1 protein-coding gene is annotated in these 570 nt (G+C 63.7%); it reads right to left on the bottom strand.

The window, feature by feature from the left end:
* Nucleotides 1-570 (bottom strand): hypothetical protein (locus ACTJJX_RS35065; protein WP_440782065.1); only part of this gene is annotated, 570 nt, incomplete at both ends.

The following is a 570-nucleotide window of genomic DNA, read 5'->3' on the forward strand; positions in this document are numbered from 1 at the left end:
GCCTGGTTATCGAACGCACCGGCCAGGGAGACGTCGATACCCTTCTGGCTGGACAGCAGGCCTCCCCCGCCGTTGAACAACTCCGTAGCGCTCAGGCGCAGCCCATCGCGGCTGGCGAGTACCCCCTTGTCCTGGTTGAGCACGTGCGGCGCGGTGATGCCCAGACCACTGTCACCGACGATCTTGCCGCCACGGTTGTCCAACTGCTCAGTGAGGTTCAGCGCCACCACGCCCTGGCTGGCAATCTCGCCGACGCTGTTGTCCACCTGCCGGGCCGTGATGTCCACGCCCTGGTTGCCAGCGATACGGCCAGCGTTGTTGTTTAGGATGCCCAGGTCGAGAGTCAGCGAGTCCTGACTGGTCAGTTCTCCTCCCTTCTGGCTCAGCGTGCCAACCTTGGCATGCAGGCTACCATTGGCGGCGATACGCCCCTTGGAACTGTTCGCCTCATCGGCTACCAGCTTCAGGCCGCGTTCGGCGATCAGCGTGCCAGCGTCGTTTTCCAGGTGGGTCACACCGATATCGATGGCGCCCTTGCTGCCGATGGAGCCACTACGGTTGTCCAGGACG

Origin of the sequence: Pseudomonas sp. 22490, from assembly GCF_052044465.1 — a bacterium.
In the GTDB taxonomy this organism is placed as follows: Bacteria; Pseudomonadota; Gammaproteobacteria; order Pseudomonadales; family Pseudomonadaceae; genus Pseudomonas; species Pseudomonas aeruginosa.